Annotated in this window: 24 protein-coding genes, 1 tRNA gene and 1 other annotated feature; of the genes, 1 reads left to right on the top strand and 24 read right to left on the bottom strand. The window is 40.7% G+C overall.

The window, feature by feature from the left end:
- Positions 1 to 449 precede the first annotated feature (449 nt).
- Positions 450 to 794, bottom strand: a complete 345-nt coding sequence (locus EQG49_RS10035) for a hypothetical protein (RefSeq protein WP_133363851.1) — start codon at positions 792 to 794, stop codon at positions 450 to 452.
- Positions 795 to 885: 91 nt separating this feature from the next.
- Positions 886 to 1,707: a Cof-type HAD-IIB family hydrolase gene (locus EQG49_RS10030; protein WP_133363850.1), complete on the bottom strand. Its 822-nt coding sequence runs from the start codon at positions 1,705 to 1,707 to the stop codon at positions 886 to 888.
- 432 nt (positions 1,708 to 2,139) lie between these two features.
- Here EQG49_RS10030 and EQG49_RS10025 point away from each other — a divergent pair, with 432 nt between their 5' ends.
- The gene (locus EQG49_RS10025) at positions 2,140 to 3,435 is read left to right on the top strand and encodes an ISL3 family transposase (RefSeq protein ID WP_165964867.1); all 1,296 of its coding nucleotides are present in this window, start codon (positions 2,140 to 2,142) and stop codon (positions 3,433 to 3,435) included.
- A gap of 171 nt (positions 3,436 to 3,606) precedes the next feature.
- On the opposite strand, the gene EQG49_RS10020 is transcribed toward EQG49_RS10025, so the two are convergent.
- From EQG49_RS10020 to xseA, 22 genes are all read right to left on the bottom strand, one after another.
- Positions 3,607 to 4,197, bottom strand: coding sequence for a hypothetical protein (locus tag EQG49_RS10020; protein WP_133363848.1), 591 nt, complete (start codon positions 4,195 to 4,197; stop codon positions 3,607 to 3,609).
- 245 nt (positions 4,198 to 4,442) lie between these two features.
- Positions 4,443 to 4,526: transfer RNA gene (locus EQG49_RS10015), tRNA-Leu, on the bottom strand.
- Positions 4,527 to 4,583: 57 nt separating this feature from the next.
- Positions 4,584 to 5,519, bottom strand: coding sequence for an exonuclease domain-containing protein (locus tag EQG49_RS10010; protein WP_133363847.1), 936 nt, complete (start codon positions 5,517 to 5,519; stop codon positions 4,584 to 4,586).
- An 80-nt stretch (positions 5,520 to 5,599) separates the two neighbouring features.
- Positions 5,600 to 6,340: a class I SAM-dependent DNA methyltransferase gene (locus EQG49_RS10005; protein WP_133363846.1), complete on the bottom strand. Its 741-nt coding sequence runs from the start codon at positions 6,338 to 6,340 to the stop codon at positions 5,600 to 5,602.
- Positions 6,341 to 6,345: 5 nt separating this feature from the next.
- Positions 6,346 to 6,705 carry a ribosome silencing factor gene (gene rsfS / locus EQG49_RS10000; RefSeq protein WP_133363845.1) on the bottom strand — a complete coding sequence of 120 codons (360 nt, stop codon included), beginning with the start codon at positions 6,703 to 6,705 and terminating at the stop codon, positions 6,346 to 6,348.
- 72 nt (positions 6,706 to 6,777) lie between these two features.
- A complete protein-coding gene (yqeK, locus tag EQG49_RS09995) occupies positions 6,778 to 7,380 on the bottom strand; it encodes a bis(5'-nucleosyl)-tetraphosphatase (symmetrical) YqeK (protein WP_133363844.1) in 603 nt (200 codons plus the stop codon).
- Positions 7,364 to 8,032 (bottom strand): nicotinate-nucleotide adenylyltransferase, encoded by a 669-nt coding sequence (locus EQG49_RS09990; RefSeq protein ID WP_133363843.1) that lies wholly within the window; start codon positions 8,030 to 8,032, stop codon positions 7,364 to 7,366. Before EQG49_RS09990 ends, yqeK begins: the two co-directional genes overlap by 17 nt.
- Positions 8,033 to 8,114: 82 nt before the next feature.
- Entirely contained in the window at positions 8,115 to 8,429 is a 315-nt protein-coding gene (locus tag EQG49_RS09985) for a YhbY family RNA-binding protein (RefSeq protein WP_133363842.1), read from the bottom strand.
- A 39-nt stretch (positions 8,430 to 8,468) separates the two neighbouring features.
- Positions 8,469 to 9,605 carry a ribosome biogenesis GTPase YqeH gene (gene yqeH / locus EQG49_RS09980; RefSeq protein WP_133363841.1) on the bottom strand — a complete coding sequence of 379 codons (1,137 nt, stop codon included), beginning with the start codon at positions 9,603 to 9,605 and terminating at the stop codon, positions 8,469 to 8,471.
- A complete protein-coding gene (locus EQG49_RS09975; RefSeq protein ID WP_133363840.1) occupies positions 9,598 to 10,128 on the bottom strand; it encodes a YqeG family HAD IIIA-type phosphatase in 531 nt (176 codons plus the stop codon). The genes yqeH and EQG49_RS09975 overlap by 8 nt, the downstream gene beginning before the upstream one ends.
- Positions 10,129 to 10,168: 40 nt before the next feature.
- The gene (locus tag EQG49_RS09970) at positions 10,169 to 11,017 is read right to left on the bottom strand and encodes an aminoglycoside 6-adenylyltransferase (protein WP_133363839.1); all 849 of its coding nucleotides are present in this window, start codon (positions 11,015 to 11,017) and stop codon (positions 10,169 to 10,171) included.
- On the bottom strand, positions 11,017 to 11,358 hold the full coding sequence (locus EQG49_RS09965) for an aminoglycoside 6-adenylyltransferase (RefSeq protein WP_133363838.1): 342 nt from the start codon (positions 11,356 to 11,358) through the stop codon (positions 11,017 to 11,019). Before EQG49_RS09965 ends, EQG49_RS09970 begins: the two co-directional genes overlap by 1 nt.
- Positions 11,359 to 11,618: 260 nt before the next feature.
- Complete coding sequence (gene rplT / locus EQG49_RS09960; protein WP_133363837.1) at positions 11,619 to 11,978, bottom strand: 50S ribosomal protein L20; 360 nt, start codon at positions 11,976 to 11,978, stop codon at positions 11,619 to 11,621.
- 69 nt (positions 11,979 to 12,047) lie between these two features.
- Positions 12,048 to 12,245 (bottom strand): 50S ribosomal protein L35, encoded by a 198-nt coding sequence (gene rpmI, locus EQG49_RS09955; RefSeq protein ID WP_133363836.1) that lies wholly within the window; start codon positions 12,243 to 12,245, stop codon positions 12,048 to 12,050.
- A gap of 56 nt (positions 12,246 to 12,301) precedes the next feature.
- Positions 12,302 to 12,802: a translation initiation factor IF-3 gene (infC, locus tag EQG49_RS09950; protein WP_133364575.1), complete on the bottom strand. Its 501-nt coding sequence runs from the start codon at positions 12,800 to 12,802 to the stop codon at positions 12,302 to 12,304.
- Positions 12,803 to 12,854: 52 nt separating this feature from the next.
- Positions 12,855 to 12,992: a sequence feature (ribosomal protein L20 leader region), on the bottom strand.
- A gap of 226 nt (positions 12,993 to 13,218) precedes the next feature.
- Positions 13,219 to 13,614, bottom strand: a complete 396-nt coding sequence (locus EQG49_RS09945; protein WP_133363835.1) for a hypothetical protein — start codon at positions 13,612 to 13,614, stop codon at positions 13,219 to 13,221.
- A complete protein-coding gene (gene recN, locus EQG49_RS09940) occupies positions 13,607 to 15,307 on the bottom strand; it encodes a DNA repair protein RecN (RefSeq protein ID WP_133363834.1) in 1,701 nt (566 codons plus the stop codon). The genes EQG49_RS09945 and recN overlap by 8 nt, the downstream gene beginning before the upstream one ends.
- Positions 15,308 to 15,365: 58 nt before the next feature.
- Complete coding sequence (locus EQG49_RS09935) at positions 15,366 to 15,818, bottom strand: arginine repressor (protein ID WP_133363833.1); 453 nt, start codon at positions 15,816 to 15,818, stop codon at positions 15,366 to 15,368.
- A gap of 2 nt (positions 15,819 to 15,820) precedes the next feature.
- Positions 15,821 to 16,660, bottom strand: coding sequence for a TlyA family RNA methyltransferase (locus EQG49_RS09930; protein WP_133363832.1), 840 nt, complete (start codon positions 16,658 to 16,660; stop codon positions 15,821 to 15,823).
- Positions 16,660 to 17,520, bottom strand: a complete 861-nt coding sequence (locus EQG49_RS09925; protein WP_133363831.1) for a polyprenyl synthetase family protein — start codon at positions 17,518 to 17,520, stop codon at positions 16,660 to 16,662. Before EQG49_RS09925 ends, EQG49_RS09930 begins: the two co-directional genes overlap by 1 nt.
- 18 nt (positions 17,521 to 17,538) lie before the next feature.
- Complete coding sequence (locus tag EQG49_RS09920) at positions 17,539 to 17,769, bottom strand: exodeoxyribonuclease VII small subunit (protein WP_133363830.1); 231 nt, start codon at positions 17,767 to 17,769, stop codon at positions 17,539 to 17,541.
- 4 nt (positions 17,770 to 17,773) lie between these two features.
- Positions 17,774 to 19,105, bottom strand: a complete 1,332-nt coding sequence (xseA, locus tag EQG49_RS09915) for an exodeoxyribonuclease VII large subunit (RefSeq protein WP_133363829.1) — start codon at positions 19,103 to 19,105, stop codon at positions 17,774 to 17,776.
- Positions 19,106 to 19,108: the final 3 nt, after the last annotated feature.

Genomic DNA, 19,108 nt, shown 5'->3' with positions numbered 1-19,108 from the left:
GATACGTGAGTACTCTTGAACAAAAATACAGAATCCCACGTCAGAAAGAATAAAGCAAAAAACACCACAGCCGCTACTGGGCTGTGGTGCTCGTTGTTGGGAATTGAGTCTTAGTATGCTGACTTAAACCCTTGCATGAAAACATCGGGAATTTTTAATTGAGCCAAACATCGTCAACTTGCTTTCCTTGTCGTGACACCCTGAGGAAAGGGTTCATAGCATCAGTATTAAACCCGCCATCTCGCATGTAATCGAGCGGAATTGTGATTGTAATTAATCTAGTTTCCAAATTATAATCTATCATGTCGGATGAAATATTAAACATTCGATCAGTTGGATATACCTCCTAAAAATCAATTTTATCAATAAACTAGAGCCTTAAAAAGCCACGTCAATTGCCTGATTTTATTCTTGGCATCAATCATCGAAAACCTCAAAAAAGCCACCCATTATTGGATGACTTCGTTTTGGACATCTTCATTTGATAATTCATTGGCGACTTCGATTTCATGTTGGCGTTGCCGTTCACTAAGCATCAAGTATAAATTAACGGAAAACATCAAAAATGCCATCCCCGCAATCGTATACGAAACTGTTACGCTTGTATGCTCAAACCGACTTATAAAAATCATGAAAACTAAGATGATAGTCAAAATTGCCGTTGGAATGACTTTGATACCGTATGACCGTAAGTCGGTTGGCATATAAAGAATTCCCATTGGATAACGTTTCCACGCGCTGATAAATACAATAATTGCGAGTACAAAAATAATAATAGGGACAGCTACTGACATGTTTACCACTTCCTCGATAAGTTGTTATTGGATTTCAAACTAAAACACAGCATCAACTGACACTGTGTGTTTTATTCCTAATTATTATAACTTAGATTAACCCAAAGTGGGCGAAAGCTTCAGCAAGTCCATCTTCCATTACACCACTCGTCACGTAATCGGCTTCATCCTTAATGTGTTGCTTGGAATTCCCCATCGCCACACCATATGTGCACAATGCCATCATTGGTAAATCAGTTTCAGCATCCCCAAACGCAAATGATTCATCGGCCGTTAAGTTCAAGTCCGTCATCATTTCAGCAATGGCATTAGCTTTATCCACACCTTTTTGGCCAAAATCTCCAAATTCCTTGTATTCACCTAGCGCACTCCAATGACCAACATCAAATTGAGGAAAAGCATTTTTGGCTGCCGCATAATCCGCTTGCGTATTCAAAATGAAACTAATTTTATTTAAATCATCACGATGCATATCGGCACCATAAATCAAATCCGGCATGATTTTTTTGAATTTAGCTTGATTCGCTGGTGTATCCCCGTCATACAGTAATTCACCTACTTTATGAATAAAGTTATCACTCGCATACAAGCCACTATTTGCTTCTAAATAATAACCAATATCGTGCTGATCTAACCAGGCAATCGCTTGTTCAGTATCAGGAACTGAAATCACTTGGTGCTTAATCACTTGTTTGTTGGCTTCAATGTACACCCCATTACCACCGATATAACCATCAAAACCAATTTCCCACAAATATGGATAGATTTCGGCGCCGGAACGGCCAGTGACCATAAACACTTTATGCCCATTCGCCCGCGCTGTTTGAACAGCTTCATGTGCTGACGCCGGTAGCGTCCCATCATAATCAACCAATGTACCATCAATATCTAAAAAGACTACTTTTTCTGCCATGCATTACCCCACCTTTTCACTGACTTAAACTGTGCTTAATACGTTTAGCTTAGCAGATAATTGTGAAGTTACGTTGAATTTCCGCAAAATAATGTAAACGGTTACATCATTGATAGTTGTTTATGCTATATCACTTGATATTATGTTTTAGTAAATATGGTTTGCAGTGTACGTCCTTGATTCTGATTTTTCCAAATCAAAATCCAATTATTTTGACCAAACAAAAACCTCACCATCCCGCGATAGTGGCTCTATACTTTTTACTGTTGGTGGAGAAATCCGTCAGCAGTTTTTTATGTTCTTCGCGAGGGTGGAGCAAAGCGACAGATGAGCCTAGAATAGATAATTATGTACAAAACAAAAAGGACATATTAAATGTCCATCACCACGTTCCAACCGACAAAAATCAAAAAGTATGCGAGGTTATTTATTATGTCCCAAGACAATTGTATCTTACGTGAGTTAAATTTAAAAGATAAAAACATCCATTTTACCGACAATGAAGCAGGAGAATGGAACTATTTTGATTATCGTGGTCGCGGAGACAAGCGACATAAATGCTTAATTTATACCGCTAATTTAACCTATTCCGTTAGCCGATGCAGTGACTGTGGTTTTCGTGATTGCGTCGAGCACTGGGGGTGGACTTCAACCGAGATGCGACTCACTGGCACGAGCTTGTGGGATGTGCGCTTAGCGCTGCGTAAACAACGTTTTCACTGTAAGAATTGTGGTAATACATTTACAGCAGCGTCATCCGACTTCGAAAAGAACTGCCAAATTTCACGAAACACGAAAGTAATCGTAAAACAGAATCTAAACGAAGATATGATGACAGAAAAAACTGTAGCTAAGCACCTTCATATCTCACCTAATTCTGTACAACGAATCGAATATGACGCAATATACGAAGGCGGACAATACAAGTATCAATACAATTTTAAACAACAATTACCCGAAGCTATTTCCATGGATGAGTTCCGCTCAGCCAATGATCAGTTTAGCTTTATTTGGTGTGATGCCACTTCAATCAAGCAATTTGAAGTACTGCCCAATCGACTAACCAAAACAATCAAACAATATTTTCTTGGATTTTCACTAGCTAATCGGAAGCGTGTTAAGCACGTTGTCATGGATATGAACGCTCAATACGCCAGTTTCATTAAGTTCTTATTTCCGAACGCAGAAATCATTATCGACGGCTTCCATATCGCTCAGCGTATCGGTAACGCCTTGGATAGTGTTCGTAAGAACATTCAAAAACGCATTGATGATAAACAAAATAATCGAGCCTATAAAATCATGAAGAGTCAATGGAAAATCTTCCACATGATGTATGAGGATCTCGAAAAAACGAAACCTTATTACATGCGTGGAATTAATGAATATCTAACACAAGAACAAGCGATTGGCATTCGTCTTTCGACGAAATATCCTGAATTTGGTCAGGTTTGGACTGCATATCAGGAAATTATGAAAGCAATGCATAACAAAGATTTATCAGGTTTCGAAGACATCATCACTCATTACACGATTATGGGAAACGATATGGACAGCGCAATTTCGACTTTCGCCAAGAATTATAAGGGAATTCAAAACAGCATCACCTCGAACTATTCAAATGGACGCGTTGAAGGTATGAACCACAAAATCAAACAGCTTAAACGTAACTCGTGTGGTTACAAAAATATGGCTCACTTACTCTGGCGAATCCGTCAGATTTTTTAAGATGTCCCAATCTCCATTTATTTGGCTCATATGTCACTCCGTTCCATCCTCGCAAAATAAACAAAAAAGGAACCAGAATCCATTAAGATTCTAGTTCCAAAATAGTCCTACCAACAGAATTTGACACAGAGCCGCGATAGTAAGGTTATCTATGCATTATTGTTCTAATACCTACATTGCGGTTCCTAACATCTTCATGAATTTTGGATATTCAGTGCCAACAATCATCTGTTCATACTGCGCATTAAAGATTTTCGTCAATTCGAGTTCATTCAAAGAACCCTCAATTGCTTTTAAATTTAAAGAATCAACTACTTTAATTCCGTTAAAAAGATCACTATTCAGCAGTTTAAGGCTAAGATCGGTTGCCAAGTTAACAAAATAATATTCTTTATCAGCCAACTCAAAATACACAAATGTCCAATACTTATTTTGTGGACCACCAAATCCCGAATGCCCTAACGTTTTAAAAATACCAATCTCAACTGATACTAAATCGGCCGTCGTAAATGCATCAAACTCAATCCCTTTTTCATCTTTCAAGGTAACTGAGCTGCCATTGATACTGACCTCACCATGTGGTTGGGTCCGAAAAACAAGCGAATAGCCCTTTGCGACTTCATTCCCAACCCTATTCCCATTGAGCTGTGGATATGTCACCCCATCAATCGTAAAATTCATTAACGTTAATTGCTTGTGGCTGTTGTCTTTGATGTCGACATACGTTGCCGTCCGTTCTGAATCAAAAATATTTACCTTCATAATTGGTGCCCCCATTTCATGTATAGGTTGATTATAGCACCATTAAATGGAAGCGCTTACTTTTTTTATTGAATTAAATGAAATAATTTTGGTTCGATTCTTCCGATAAATCTGCTAGACTTGTTAAAAGCTTGTTTTTGACCTTCTATGTGAAATGATATGAACATTTTTGAAATAAAAAATGCTTCAAATACTGATATAACAGCATTTGAAGCATTAGTATGAAATGAATCGAAATTCAATAGTGCCGACAACAGGATTCGAACCTGCACGGGGTTGCCCCCACTGCGACCTGAACGCAGCGCGTCTGCCAATTCCGCCATGTCGGCAATTCAACTATTTAAGTTTACCCTATTCGGAGCCAAATGAAAAGCTAAAATCTCAGACTATAACCCCAGAAACTTGTTCAGTTCGCTTTCACTCATCAAATACAAATCACTACGTCCATGATGTTTGGCATAAACTGCGTCGACAAACTTTTTACTTTGCTTGGCTTTCGCCTCATCACTGAAAATAACTACATCGGTTTTGTTAGCCACAGCCTTGGGACGCTTCTGTACCAGCCCACCCCGTTGAGCAATTGCTTGTTGTAAATCATGCTTATTAATTTTCTGAAATTGCCCACTAACCAAAACCGTCTGATTTTTAAATAAATTTTCAGGGGCTTGGCTGTTAGGCACTAGCCATTCCTCTAACTCACGCGGGCTCAATTGCGTTACTGGTTGCTTCAATGGCTTACCACCATTGACATCAATAATTCCAAAATCATCAAAACCTAAGCGTTCTAATAACGCTACCAAATTATCTAGATTAAGTTCATCAGCAATTGCCAATAAAACTTTAGCGCTTAATTGCGCATCGACAAGCGCTGAGTGCTCGCCATCGGTTGAAAGGTGCAATCGCTCAGCTAACGCGTTCAAACCGTACCGGGTTGCTCCTGGCCACATATTCGGGGCTAGCTTGAACGTATCAATGAAGCGCAGCGGTTTGAGTTGTAAATCATAAAATTTAGCGTTCGTGATAATGGCATGGCGTTCATTCGCCACATCATGGACCACAATTGGTAAGTCACCGATAAACTTAACGATTTGGGGCCAGATTTCCGCAAATGTTGGCGCAAATGCCACGTCACTCGGATAGATACCATGGATATTATCAGAGGCGTAGGCATCAATATCGGACTCTGGATTAACCAACCATTGTCGATTAGCGGTGAACTCGCCCATTTCAACTTTTTGTAGACCAACTTCAATAATTGAAGTCCGCGTTGGTAAATTCATGCCAAACTCAAAGTCCAACGCCACAAATGATAACTCTGCCATTCCCTAGTTCTCCATCTCACTTTTTGTTAAATATGTACAAAAGGCTCAAGCCACAAATGACTTGAGCCTTTTCAAAGTTTTTACTTAGTAGCACTAAAGAACCAACGCGTCGTTGTTTCATTAACTGCTTCGGTACCAAATTCTGCCGTTACTTGCACATTCTTGAAACCAACGTTGGCCAACAATTGTTGGTAAACAGGCAACTCATACGTGCGTTCGTGGTGGAATTCTTGGATTTGACGGTAGCCGTCAATATCCTCTTGGTAGACGAAGAATGTTAATTCGTGTTCAACTGAGTGTGGCTGATCATCTTCAAATGATGACCACATAAAGGCCGTTTCATCATCATGCCAGTTATACATATAACCTGGATACACTTCATCCGTCTGATATGGTGAAATGACATCAAACAAGAATTGACCGTCCGTTTCCAAATGATCATAAACTTGTTGGAATGTCGCTTGCATTGCAGCTTCATTTGGCAAGTAATTAAATGAATCTGCAAACGAAGTAATCGTCGCATACTTATTAGGTAGGTCTGACCATTCTGTCATGTCCCCTTCAATCAAAGGCAACTCAACATTAGCTTCTTGCGCGTGCTTCATTGCCAACGCCAACATTTCTGGTGACAGGTCAAAAACTGACACATGGTAACCTTCCTTAGCAAGTAATACGGCCAAACGACCAGCACCACCAGCTAATTCCAGCAACTCACCATCCTTGTTAGGCACTTGCGCTAATACGTAATCACGCCATTGCAAGTACATTTCACTATCGAACAAGTCATCGTATAACTTGGCGAAAGTTTGGTAGTTAGCCATGATTACTAGCCCTCAGTGATGTAAGCTGAAACGTCTGCATAAGGTGCATCGCCCCAAAGCTTTTCCAAGTTGTAGTGATCACGTGTTTCTTCGTCAAAGACGTGAATAATAATGTCAGTAAAGTCCATCAATACCCAAGTACCTTCGGCTTTACCTTCGATTTGCTTAACGAACACGCCGTTTTCATTCATCTTGTCTTCAATTTCGTCAACAATCGCCTTCACTTGACGCTTTGATGGTGCGTTCATAATTACAAAGTAATCTGATAAAAGTGAAACTGATTGAACATCAAGGGCTACGATATTTTCAGCGCGCTTGTCGTCGGCAGCTTTAACGGCGATTTCTAACATTTGTTTTGAATCCATGGTGTATCTTCCTCTAATCGCAAAATTGATTAACTTTCAGTCAGCGCAATATCACAATTATTTTCTCTAAATTTATTTTTGTGCGACCCAAGCATTGTACGTCAAAATAGTTTTTGGGTAAATCAACGCTTGTTTCGCCATTAAGTAGTTTAACGTATGACCGGTCTGCCATGCAACACCTTCGTCAATATTATTAAAAGTAACTTCCCGTACTTCATCAACACCCGGGAAATCCCGTCCGTCTTCAATGTAGTCAGCCATGTAAATAATTTTGTCTAAAGTTGTCATAAACACATCCCCAGTCGTGTGGCGGCGAACAGCATTTAAAATGTCTTCGTCTGTCACCTGTAACTCATCGTGAATCATTTCTGCGCCAACAACACCATGCCAGATAGCATTCCCCCAATTTAATAAATCAGGATCAAGATGTTTAGCGACAATCACCTGTTGAAACTCCTCAGCTGATCGTTCCTTAGCATAGTCGTGCACTAACGCCGCCACAGAAACTTGTTCAAAATCCTTAACACCTAAATGTTCAGCAAATTCTAGGGCTTTAGCTTCTACACGGAGCACATGTTCAAAACGAAAATCCGATAAAGCGCCACGTAATTTAGCAACTAATGCTTCATGATTTCCCGCAAAATAGCGGTTAGAATACTCAATCTTTTTTGTCATCTTGATATAACTTATGCTCCTTAATGTAATCTTCAACAGCTTCTGGTACCAAGTAACGAATTGATTGACCGTATTTGATGCGCCGGCGAATGTCTGTTGAGGAAATTTCAATCATTGGTGAGTCCACCCAAATTACTGGGTACCGTGATAATTGTTCATGCCCCTTACGCTTCACCGCGACAAAAGTCGTCAATTGCAATAAGTCATCAATGCGATACCAAGTTGGCAAATATTCAACCTCATCTGCCCCAATGATAAAATAATATTCCACATCCGGGTGTAGTTGCGTCAATGCTAACAGCGTGTTGTATGAATAGCTTTTTCCGCCCCGTTGTAACTCTAAAGTCTCTAAGTCAAACAGCGGATTACCCGTGATTGCCCGGCGAATTAACCGCGCCCGCGTACGACCATCAATTGCTTTTTTTAGATCAACATGTGGCGGCGTAGCATTAGGCATAAATAATACTTTGTCTAAGCCTAACTGAGTACCCACTTGATCAGCCATAATTAAATGCCCATTGTGAATCGGATTAAAAGTTCCACCCATAATTCCAACACGCTTCTTTGGCTGGTTAATGGTCATTTCAGTTAATACTTGCGTCGCTGATTTTTTATCTAAGACAGTCGTTAACACAGGCTCACCCCATTTCATGCAATCTGCTCTCCTAATTTGCCGTCCGATTATATTAATCTTTCTGAATCACAGTTCGGAGGTACAAACATCGCAATCTAAACTAGATTGCTTCTACTTCGGTTGAAAATTCACGATTTTCTGGATTGTCAGAACGCTTGTACAAGACGAGCGTCCGACCAATTGTTTGTACAATTTCAATCCGTGAATTATTTTCCACATACTTCTTCACATCATCAACATCGACATCAGCCGTTTGTTGAATTGAAATCTTAAAAAGTTCGCGTTTTTCAATTGCATCCGTTAATTGATCCAACCAAATTTTTGATAAACCATTCTTACCAACTGAGAAAATTGGAGTCATGTTGTGCGCTTGGGCACGTAAATAGTGTTTTTGTTTTCCACGTAAATCAGACATATTTTATTAATACTCTCTTTCAATTTTAAAACGCAATGATTAAACCATTGCGGCACGAACCATCACAGAAACGCCCTTAGGTGCCCAACCAGCAACTGTTACGTTAGCTGGAACTGTCACCCAACCGAGGCCATTAAAGATAATGTCAGACTTAACAGTTGTCCGGAATTCATGACGTTGTAGTTCAGGGAATTCGGTCACTTCATCACTAGTTGGTGGGGCTAATAATTCACCGACATGCTTAGCATAAAACGCATCGGCATTTTCCAACTTCGTCCGGTGAATCATTAAGTTATTTTCAAAATAACCAATAAATGAATTGCGTTCACCTTGCACAAAATCAAAACGTGCCAAGCCAGCTAGGAATAAAGTTTGGCCTTCATTTAATTGATAAATAGCTGGTTTAACTTCCTTTTGTGGTGAAACAAATTTCAATTCCTTGGCACTTAAATAATGCGCCATTTGATCTTGGTGAATAATTCCTGGGGTGTCAATCATGTTTGAATTATCATCGAAAGGAATTTCAATCTTGTCCAAAGTCGTTCCAGGGAAACGTGACGTTGTAATCAAGTCACGAATACCAGTTTTTGACTTAATGATTTCGTTAATCAATGTTGATTTACCAACATTAGTAACCCCAACCACGTAAACGTCACGACCCTTACGGTACTTATCAATCTTGGCAAGTAACGTATCGATACCATGGGCTTTATTTGCAGAAACTAGCGTCACATCAACCGGACGGATCCCATTGATATTCGCTTGTTGACGCATCCAATCCGTCAATTTCGTACGCTTCAATGAACTTGGCATAATGTCGGCTTTGTTACCAACCAAAAGCACTGGATTGCTACCGACGAAACGGTGTAAACCAGGAATCAATGAACCGGTAAAGTCAAAAATATCAACGACGTAGACAATCAATGAGTCTGTGTCGGCGATTTGACCAAGCAAACGACGGAAATCGTCATCCGTCAATGAAACTGGTTGGATTTCGTTATAGTGACGCAAACGGAAACAACGTTGGCAATATACTTCTTCAGCTTCTAAGCCTTTTTTCAATGCACTCATTGGCGTGAAACCAAGAGCGCCTTTTTCAGTTGTTTGAATCAGTGCACCACAGCCGATACAGTGAATGCCTTCAGCGAGTGCAGTTTGAATTTCTTCATCAGTCATTAATATTATCCATCCACTTCAATTCTGGGTTGCCTTTAAGCATCCCCTTCTTAACAGGTTTTTCAATAAAACGGTTAATTCGTGTGTTCCATTGATCAGTTTCCAACAAAGGCTTCACTAAGATACTGCGAACGCCGGCATTGTTAGAAGCCCAAATATCAGTCATTAGTTGATCACCAACCATGACTACTTCGTCCTTTGTTAACCCGAGATCTTTGACGGCTTGATTAATTCCACGTGTTAATGGCTTAAATGCCCGTGAAACAAATTGTAATCCTAGTGGGGCTACCGCCCGGCTAATTCGATCGTGGGAGTTGTTTGAAACTACCACCAATGGAATTTCAGCCTGCGCAAGTGCGTCCATCCAGGCGCGCAACTCAGGTGTACCCTCTGGGTTATTCCAAGCAATCAAAGTATTATCTAAGTCTGAAAGCACCGCTTTTATTCCGTGTGCTTTCAACTGTTCCGGTGTGACCTTATAAGCAACGTCCACCATCCAAGTTGGGGCAAATTTATTTAGCATTAATTTCTGTCCTTTTGTTCTAATTACGTTATCTTACCTATTATAGTTTATTTTCATCGGTTTCACTAGCAGCCACCCCGAGTTCTTGTTCGACCCGAGCAACAAATACCGGTAATTGCCAGTTTTGCTGTCCCGCAAAGGTCCGCGCCAAGCGTCCCATGAGTTTTAATGCCACATACAGGCTGTGATGAGTGTGTGATATGGAATCTTGGACATAAGTCGCGTTCAGCATTTGCAGGTCGCTAAGCGCAATATAGGCGCCTAAATATTTATATTCAAATCCTAGATTGATTTCCCAATCCGACTGGCGACTAATCTGCCAAGCTAAAACACGTAACATTTCAGGGCGTAAATGCTGATTGAACATTTCATTGGCATAAATCAATTGTTTCCGTTTGAGTCCCTTACTGATATTACCAGCTTGCCAATAAAATTCATTGAGCGTTTCGTTAAATTCAGTCTCAGAGGGCTCATTTGTGATAAAGTCACGTTCAGAACTAGGACGGCCAAGTTCACCATCTTTATTCAATACTAATTGATTTAGACTATCGCTAGCCAAGTACTCAGTAATGTCCGCTACTGGTGCAATTTTTAAATCCAAGCGTACCCCGTTTTGCAAACGCATTAATTCCACTTGCCACGCTGTACCACTCTCATGAAAAAGACTAGTATCCATGAAGGACTGCACAATAATAACCGGGCCAAATTGATCAAACCACTCCGGACTAAAGCGAGCCATCACATCTACAAATACCGTTGCATCAATATCACTACGTTCATCAGCCACGCTTATTGGGTTGCTGAGTGAACCCTCAAGTCCCAGTGCTCGAATGTGCGGGTCAGCGGTCACGATAGCTTGTAATTGCTGCCAAATATCATCACGTGACATTACTTCGCAGCATCCTTATCAGCTAATATTTGATTATGAGCATTTTTAACAAAGAATCGTTTTTCAAAAGTTGGGGCAATGTGGAGCACAACCTCAGTACCATCGTCAAATAACATTTTTAAATGAGCAGGTTCAGTGTCTTCTTGACTCAACTTTGTTTCAGTAAATTTATAATCACCGAGAAAGTTCAACCAGTCTGTATTTTTAAATAAACTCATTTGTGTGACAAACAAAGTTACATCTAAATCAACCGCAGCGGTTGTAGTAGTACCAATCGCGCGTACACGTGAATCACGGGTCACAAAATTTTTCAGGTTTTCAAAAACAGTTTCTTTACTCATAATAAATACCCCATTCCAGTTTTTGGTTAATTAAGTCCAACTCAACTACTATTTTAGCATGAAGTGGGCACCCTCGGTTGCGAAAGTATTGGTTCTATTTATTCTAGCGTGGCTTGTCGTTTCCGTACTTTTCAATCATCGAATTACTGGGGTTCTATTGTCAGTGTTTTTTCCATGCCACTGTGGTCTATCGTTTAATGGCAAAAGAAAAGAGCTGCGGTTAATGAAAACATTAACCACAACTCTCAGTCATATACTAATTACTTAGTTTCAAGTGCCTTCTTAGCCATGTCAGCTAATTTGGTAAATGAAGCTTCATCAGTTACTGCAAGGTCAGCAAGCATCTTACGGTTCAAAGTTGAACCTGCAAGAGTCAAACCGTGCATCAACTTGCTGTATGACAAACCGTTCATACGAGCAGCAGCGTTGATACGAGCAATCCAAAGCTTACGGAAGTTAGACTTAGTCTTCTTACGATCGCGGAATGCATAGTAGTATGATTGCATTACTGATTGCTTAGCAACCTTAAAGTTGATGTGACGTTGTCCACGGTAACCCTTGGCCAACTTGATCATTTTTTTGCGACGAGCACGCGTCACTGTTCCACCCTTAACACGCATGGGAAGTTCCTCCTAGAATATCTATGTTTTTTACGTTTCGTTATAAAGCTACTTTTTATCTAAAGTAAATTAGATGTTTGAGAGCAACTTGTTGTATGTCTTCAAAGTAGTGTGGTTCATCATTGAAGTACCACGAAGTTGACGACGTTGCTTCTTAGTCTTACCGTGGAAACGGTGTGAAGTGAAGGCATTAGCTGACTTCAAGCCACCGTTGGCAGTCTTCTTGAAACGCTTTGCTGAAGCGCGGTGTGTCTTTTGCTTAGGCATAATAGAATTCCTCCGAATAATTTAATAGCTTTCTTTTTTAACTTGTAGACGCAACTCTACTTGTTGTTTTCTTTTGGCGCAAGAACCAAGAACATGCTACGACCGTCCATCTTAGCGCGTTGTTCAACCTTGGCGATATCTTTAGTGGCTTCAGCCAACCGATCTAAGACCGCACGACCAATTTCTTTGTGGGTGATGGCACGTCCCTTAAAGCGAATTGACGCTTTAACTTTGTTACCTTGACCCAAGAACTTAATCGCTGCCTTCAAACGGGTGTTGAAGTCATTTTCATCAATCACTGGTGAAAGACGTACTTCTTTGACAGTCACAATTTTTTGATTCTTGCGAGCTTCACGTTGACGTTTTTGTGCGTCGAACTTGAACTTACCGTAGTCCATGATCTTCGCAACAGGTGGCTTAGCAGTGGCTTGTACCAATACTAAGTCCATATCTTGATTGATTGCCATTTGTAATGCTTCTGACGTAGGTAAAACACCCTTGTCACCATCATCTGTGATCAACCGAACTTCACGTGCGCGAATCTTGTCATTTACCAAATCTTGTTGTGGTCGAGCTTGTGCTATGGCTTTGTCCTCCAAAAGTTTATTTGCTTGAAAACAAAAGAGGGTTCACGTACATTGCTATACGTAAACCCGCTCATAAAATCATTCATCATGGTTTTAAGAATATCTAGCCTAGCGACGTATTTATCACTGAGGCGAGAAGCGGGTGCTCCTGCTTTGTTTTCTCAACAGAAAATATCATATAATATTTAGGCGCCAAAGTCAAGCTTTCTATCAAAAGAAATCTTAAACTCTTTTGCTAACAGGAATTAGTATACCACATCTATTCCCATAATTGTACCTTTTGCGATTCGCACTAGTTAATGTAGCACGCACGCGCCTCCCGTGGCTATACCTGCATGACCACCGGCAAACGGTCTTAGACATAACGACGAAAACGTTGATAATCGCTAGTTTTTACGGTTGGGGATTTTTTCTTCTGGACTAATACCAACTTCTTCATAAGTTGGAAACGCAACCTTGCCTCGGAACTGCAAGCGATACTGACGGTAGTCCTTGCGTGATAGCCGCCGAATTCTGCCAGAATCAGTATCAATAATCGAAACGATTGGTCCATAGTAGAACCACCAAAGCCATGCAATCAACATGGCCATTCCAAAATACGCTAAATCACCCTTAATTGTTAAAAAGGTAAATGTCGCCCAAACCACAAACCATAGCATTTCATACATTGACATCCGTTTTAAAATCCGTGGCTTATCGTAACCATTACGGTATGCCACGCGCCAGAGGTCATTTAACTTAACCATTGGTTCCAATTTGAACATTGCTACTAATTTATGCATGGTGAGATTCCTTTCGCGCGCGTGCTAATTTTAATAGTTCTTCCGCATTAGCCAGTGCTAATTCTGTCACTTCAGTCCCACTCAACATCCGCGCAATTTCTTGTGCTCGTTGATCATCTTCAAGTACGGTCAGTGATGTTTCAGTACGTTTTCCGATGATTTTCTTTTCAATAAAGAAGTGTTGATCAGCCATTGCCGCAACTTGTGGTAAATGTGTAATAGTTAGAACTTGCGAGTAGCTAGCTATATCGGCAATCTTTTCCGCAATTGCTTGTGCAACGCGACCTGACACCCCTGTATCCACTTCATCAAAAATGATGGCGGTAATCCCTTGTGATTGGGCAAAAATAGTTTTCATTGCCAGCATCATTCGTGATAACTCACCACCAGAAGCAATCTTGGCTAGTGGTTTGGCATCTTCACCAGGATTAGTTTGAATATAAAATTCAACGTCATCTATTCCTGTAGGAAAGAAATTAGTTGTTGGCTTAAAATAAACGGAGAAGACTGCTTTATCCATGTACAAATCTTTAAGTTGTTCATGAATTGCACCGGCTAGCTTTTCACCTTGTGTTTGTCTTACTTGTGAAAGTTTCTGACCCGCTTGCTGTAAATCAGCCGTCAATGTTGCTAATTGTTGTTCCAACTCCGAGCCATCGGCATTAGCAGTCTGCATTTCCAGATATTCTTGCTTAATTTTATCTAGATAGGTCATCATAACTTCTACTGAATCACCATACTTGCGTTCTAATTGGTGGAGTTGTTCAAGCCGCGTTTCGATTTCGTTTAGTCGGCCTTCATCGTATTCAAGTAAATCACTTTGGCGCACAGCGTCATTAGCAGCTTCTTGTAAAGCATAAAATGCACTAGCAATCGCTTCACTTATTTCACGGTATTGGTCGTCAATGTTCTCAATTGATTGCATCACATTCATTGCTTCACCAACACTGTCCAAAGCGCCTTGATCTTCATCCCCATTCAAATTCGCATTGGTTGCTTCAAGCGCCTCAACGATTTTTTGAAAGTTATTCAAACGATCCCGTTCCGCCATCAATTCAGCTTCTTCACCAGCTACCAGTTCTGCATTTTCCAACTCTTCAACTTGGAATTTCAGCATATCTAACCGTTGCGCCCATTCTTGTTCGTTAGCTTGCTTCTTTTTTACCGCTGCTAATACTTTTTGGTAGGCCTGATATTTGGCTTGATATGCGCTCAGTAATGCGCTGATTTGCTTAGTTGCGTATTCATCCAACATACCGAGATGTTTTTCAGGCTGCATCAGTTCTTGGTGTTCGTTTTGCCCATGAATATCGACTAACGTTTCGCCAACTTGTTTTAACGTTGCTAAATTAGCCAAAATACCATTAATTCGGATGACATTGCGACCACTGCGTTGAATTTCACGTTGCAATATCAGCTGACCATCACTATGTTCAATCCCCAACTGATCAAGCATTTGGAGGGTCAAATTATTTTCTTGATTGAGTTCAAAAGCTGCTTGCAAAATAGCTTTATCACTCCCCGTCCGAATAAATTCTTGTGAGCCACGACCGCCAGCTAATAAGCCCACGGCATCAATAATTATTGATTTACCGGCTCCAGTTTCACCAGAAAGTACCGTCATTCCAGTGCTAAAATCAACATTCAAGTGTGGAATAATAGCGAAATTATCAATTGAAAGTTCGCGCAGCATCACTGCACCTCCTTATTATTTACAATGCTTAAAGATGCCCGGTTATCATCCTTATTAATTACAATAAATCACGTAGTTTGGCAGCAAATCGACGTCCATCGCGCCCGTCTTTCATGAAAATCATGACTTTAGCATCATCACTGAGCGTGCCGAAGACATCGTCATAAGCCATCGTATCCAACAAGTTTCCCAATACCGCCCCAGACCCTGGGACAACTTGCAGCATAATCATTGAATTTTGAACCGCCATTGACTGGATGTTATTACGTAATAGCCGCGACAACCGACTTTCTCCAAGCATTTCACCGGCTTGAGAAACTTCATAACGATATGTTCCATCGCTAATCCGTGCCTTAACCAGGTGCATTTCTTTAACGTCTCGACTAATTGTTGCTTGGGTAAATTTTTCATCAGTAGCAACTTCCAACGCGCTAACTAGTTCTTCCTGTCGCGAAAATGTCTGCTGCATAATTAACTGCCGAATCAAACGGTGCCGTTCACTTTTTTTCATAGCTAGACCTCTTTATTTGGCATATCCTTACGGTTCAATTGGTCATAAGCAGCAAGTTGGGTGGCTTCAATATCTACCCCTGGCGTAATGCTTGGTGTTTGCGTTGCCCGTAAATGTACTAAAAATTCAATATTACCTTCTCCACCTTTAATTGGTGAAAAATCAAGATTTTCAACAGTGTAACCACTTTTAACAGCGAAAGCGATGATATCTGTTAAGACCATCTTATGAACCGATTGGTCACGCACAATCCCATGCTTCCCAACATTTTCCCGTCCGGCTTCAAATTGAGGTTTAATCAATGCAACCACTTCACCGTTTTCAGCAATAATATCGCGCAATGGTGGCAAAATTAAATGTAATGAAATAAATGACACATCAATCGTCGCAAAGTTTGGTTGTCCTGCCGTGAAGTCACCTAATTTTGAATAACGGAAATTAGTATTTTCCATTACCACTACCCGTTCATCTGAACGTAATTTCCATGCTAATTGATTGGTACCCACATCTAATGCATATGACATTTTGGCCCCATTTTGGAGGACTACATCGGTGAACCCACCTGTTGATGATCCAATATCTAACACTGTTTTACCAGTCACATTGATATTAAATGCTTGCAGTGCTTTTTCAAGCTTAAACCCACCACGTGAAACGTAAGGCATTGGGGCACCCTTCATGTGTAATTCAGTGGTTACAGGGATTTTAACCCCAGGTTTGTCCAAACGTTCTTCATTGGCACCAAGGATTTGTCCTGCCATAATTGCCCGTTTAGCTTGTTCACGAGTATCGAATAAACCTTGTTGTACTAGAAGAATATCGACACGTTCTTTATCAGCCATTAATTTTTCCTTTCAAAATAACTTAAGAAACCACTTACTAATTCATGGTCAAAAGTAACTGTCGCTGCAATTTGTTCGATGATTTGGCGCGCATGCTCTACATTGGTTTGAAGCGCTGCTTTTGCACCATCGAGACCTAATAGTTTTGGATAAGTATTACGTTCAAAATCGGTGTTGTCCGTGACGTCTAACAAGTCATCTTGGATTTGAAATGCTAACCCGTACACTTGTCCAAACTCACCAAGTTGCTTCACAATTGCTACATCAACTTGCGCCATTAACGCCCCAGCCTGTGTAGCATAACTCAATAAAGCACCCGTTTTTCGATTATGCACTTGTTGTAATTCGCTTAAATCATACGTCTTTTGTGCGCCAAGCATATCTTCAACTTGGCCACCCACCATTCCAGTCGCGCCAGCAGCTACTGCCAATTGACGAACTAATTGCACTTGAACTGTGGCTGGTAATTGATTATTCGCTAACCAGACAAATGCTTGTGTTAACAGTGCATCCCCGGCCAAGATAGCATTCGCTTCACCAAATCGTTTGTGGCTAGTTGGTAATCCGCGACGCAAATCATCATTGTCCATTGCAGGCAAGTCATCGTGAATCAATGAGTATGTGTGAACTAATTCCAAAGCGCTAGCTACTCGAATAATTGACGTATCAATTGTGTGACCGAATGCGTGGTAAATTGCCAACGTCATTAGTGGCCGTAACCGTTTACCACCAGCGTTAATTGAATATAACATTGCTTCCTTGAGCACTGCTGGGGCATCTAAAGTCGCCAAGTCAGTCGCCATTTGTTTTGAAATCAAGGGCACGTATTCATCATAAAAATCTCGATAGTTTTGCGTCATAATTTATTACTTCCACTCTTACTCATTAGCATTCGTATCAAACGGAACTTCTTGTCCATCTTCATTCATCATCTTGGTTAAAGTTTTTTCAGCGTCACCAAGTGTCTTTTGGAGTTCTTGACTCAACTTAACCCCAGTTTGAAATTGTGTTAAGGCTTCTTCCAAAGGTACATCGCCACGTTCTAATTGTGAAACAATCGCTTCTAAGTCACTTAAATTTTCTTCAAAGTTCTTCTTTTTTGCTGGCATTTTTTTATTCCTTTTTTATATCAATTACGTTTGCAGTCACAGTCCCATCAAGTATCCGAATGGTAATTTCATCGGCTACTTGCAAATCAGCAACGGTTTTCACAACCTTATCATCAACCTGTACTAGGCTATAACCACGTCCTAAAATAGTCAGTGGTGACACAAGATTCAAAGCATTCGCAGTCTTTGCCATTTGTTGGCGCTTAACCTGCAATAAATTGGCATAAGCCCGTTGCAGTCGAGCCTCCAAAGTTTGAATGTGTTCCACTGATTGGTGGATTTTTTGTTGATAATTGGTCAGTGGCAACCGTTGTGCTAACAGGGCATATGCTTGTTGCTTGACACTAAATTGCCGTTGCATTGCATGCAACAATTGTTCACTAGCACGATCCACTCGTTGAACATAACCATCATACAGACGATTAGGTTGTGTGAATACATATGACGCAAGCTGCTTATTAACCAGTTGCGTAGCGTATTTTACCCGGCTTTCCATTGCATTGCGTAGCCGGTTTTGTAATTCCTGAATGTGCAACAACTCTTCGTCCAAACGTGGTGTCGCTAATTCAGCAGCTGCAGTCGGTGTCGCTGCACGGACATCGGCAACCAAATCAGCAATCGTTGTATCTGTTTCGTGTCCGACTGAACTAATCACTGGAATCTGCATATCTGCAATCGCGTGGGCAACTTTTTCTTCGTTGAATGGCCATAAGTCTTCAATCGAGCCACCACCACGGCCGATAATAACCGTGTCAAAATCCAAGGCGTTGACTTGTTGCAATCGCTTCACAATATCGGCTGCTGATTTGTCACCCTGTACAATTGTTGGAAACAAAACTAATTGTGCAATTGGGTAGCGCCGTTGTGTCGTCGTGATAATATCCCGAATTACCGCACCACTTGGTGAAGTGATTACGGCAATACGCTTTGGAAATCTTGGTAAGGGTTGCTTGAATCGATCAAATAATCCCTCAGCACTCAGTTTATTTTTTAATTGTTCGTACGCCTTATATAAATCACCGACCCCATCTGGTTGCATGGAATCAATAATAATTTGATATGTTCCTTGGGGTTCATATAAAGAAACGCGACCAGTCACTAAAACTTTCATTCCCTCTTCAGGTTGAAATTTAATTTTTTGAAAGGCTCCTTTGAACATTGTGACACTAATTTTAGCATCATTATCCTTCAAGTTGAAATATTGATGGTTTGGTCGTTGGCGCCAGTTTGAAATTTCACCGGTTAAATAAACCCGATCCAAGTACGGATCAGCATCAAATTTTCGTTTTAAATAACTCGTGAGCGCGCTCACCGTTAAATATTGCTGTTCCACCATCGC

The organism is Periweissella cryptocerci, assembly GCF_004358325.1.
Classification (GTDB): Bacteria; Bacillota; Bacilli; order Lactobacillales; family Lactobacillaceae; genus Periweissella; species Periweissella cryptocerci.
The sequence above is the reverse complement of the archived record's forward strand: the minus strand, read 5'-3'. Positions and strand labels throughout refer to the sequence as shown.

Coding starts and splice junctions, on each gene's coding strand:
- EQG49_RS10035 (WP_133363851.1), bottom strand. CDS start 794: ATGTCAGTAGCTGTCCCTATTATTATTTTTGTACTCGCAATTATTGTA.
- EQG49_RS10030 (WP_133363850.1), bottom strand. CDS start 1,707: ATGGCAGAAAAAGTAGTCTTTTTAGATATTGATGGTACATTGGTTGAT.
- EQG49_RS10025 (WP_165964867.1), top strand. CDS start 2,140: ATGTCCCAAGACAATTGTATCTTACGTGAGTTAAATTTAAAAGATAAA.
- EQG49_RS10020 (WP_133363848.1), bottom strand. CDS start 4,197: ATGAAGGTAAATATTTTTGATTCAGAACGGACGGCAACGTATGTCGAC.
- EQG49_RS10010 (WP_133363847.1), bottom strand. CDS start 5,519: ATGGCAGAGTTATCATTTGTGGCGTTGGACTTTGAGTTTGGCATGAAT.
- EQG49_RS10005 (WP_133363846.1), bottom strand. CDS start 6,340: ATGGCTAACTACCAAACTTTCGCCAAGTTATACGATGACTTGTTCGAT.
- rsfS (WP_133363845.1), bottom strand. CDS start 6,705: ATGGATTCAAAACAAATGTTAGAAATCGCCGTTAAAGCTGCCGACGAC.
- yqeK (WP_133363844.1), bottom strand. CDS start 7,380: ATGACAAAAAAGATTGAGTATTCTAACCGCTATTTTGCGGGAAATCAT.
- EQG49_RS09990 (WP_133363843.1), bottom strand. CDS start 8,032: ATGAAATGGGGTGAGCCTGTGTTAACGACTGTCTTAGATAAAAAATCA.
- EQG49_RS09985 (WP_133363842.1), bottom strand. CDS start 8,429: ATGTCTGATTTACGTGGAAAACAAAAACACTATTTACGTGCCCAAGCG.
- yqeH (WP_133363841.1), bottom strand. CDS start 9,605: ATGACTGATGAAGAAATTCAAACTGCACTCGCTGAAGGCATTCACTGT.
- EQG49_RS09975 (WP_133363840.1), bottom strand. CDS start 10,128: ATGCTAAATAAATTTGCCCCAACTTGGATGGTGGACGTTGCTTATAAG.
- EQG49_RS09970 (WP_133363839.1), bottom strand. CDS start 11,017: ATGTCACGTGATGATATTTGGCAGCAATTACAAGCTATCGTGACCGCT.
- EQG49_RS09965 (WP_133363838.1), bottom strand. CDS start 11,358: ATGAGTAAAGAAACTGTTTTTGAAAACCTGAAAAATTTTGTGACCCGT.
- rplT (WP_133363837.1), bottom strand. CDS start 11,978: ATGCGTGTTAAGGGTGGAACAGTGACGCGTGCTCGTCGCAAAAAAATG.
- rpmI (WP_133363836.1), bottom strand. CDS start 12,245: ATGCCTAAGCAAAAGACACACCGCGCTTCAGCAAAGCGTTTCAAGAAG.
- EQG49_RS09945 (WP_133363835.1), bottom strand. CDS start 13,614: ATGCATAAATTAGTAGCAATGTTCAAATTGGAACCAATGGTTAAGTTA.
- recN (WP_133363834.1), bottom strand. CDS start 15,307: ATGCTGCGCGAACTTTCAATTGATAATTTCGCTATTATTCCACACTTG.
- EQG49_RS09935 (WP_133363833.1), bottom strand. CDS start 15,818: ATGAAAAAAAGTGAACGGCACCGTTTGATTCGGCAGTTAATTATGCAG.
- EQG49_RS09930 (WP_133363832.1), bottom strand. CDS start 16,660: ATGGCTGATAAAGAACGTGTCGATATTCTTCTAGTACAACAAGGTTTA.
- EQG49_RS09925 (WP_133363831.1), bottom strand. CDS start 17,520: ATGACGCAAAACTATCGAGATTTTTATGATGAATACGTGCCCTTGATT.
- EQG49_RS09920 (WP_133363830.1), bottom strand. CDS start 17,769: ATGCCAGCAAAAAAGAAGAACTTTGAAGAAAATTTAAGTGACTTAGAA.
- xseA (WP_133363829.1), bottom strand. CDS start 19,105: ATGGTGGAACAGCAATATTTAACGGTGAGCGCGCTCACGAGTTATTTA.